Raw genomic sequence first — 232 nt, 5'->3', positions numbered from 1 at the left:
CTATTTGCAGGCGTTATGATGAGCTTACGACTTCGAGCAAGTTTGATGAAGGTTGTCAGTTCAGTAGGATTTTTCATTGCACTTATGATTAGCTTTGTCATACACGAGCCAACTCCATTTTTTAGTATAGAACATATCGCTTTATTGATGCCAGGGGTATATCTCTTCATTATTTATATGTATGCACTACGTCGTAAAGAAACATTAAATGCCTTTGAGAAATTGATGAAAG

Annotated in this window: 1 pseudogene; it reads left to right on the top strand. The window is 35.8% G+C overall.

Annotated elements, in window-relative coordinates:
- Nucleotides 1-18: 18 nt before the first annotated feature.
- Nucleotides 19-232, top strand: a pseudogene (locus tag SB660_RS24050) (DUF2339 domain-containing protein); the annotation flags it as partial.

The organism is Bacillus sp. SIMBA_005 (genome assembly GCF_046535585.1).
GTDB classification, from domain to species: Bacteria; Bacillota; Bacilli; order Bacillales; family Bacillaceae; genus Bacillus; species Bacillus pumilus.
Note: the sequence above shows the minus strand (reverse complement) of the source record. Positions and strands in the feature narration are given on the sequence as shown.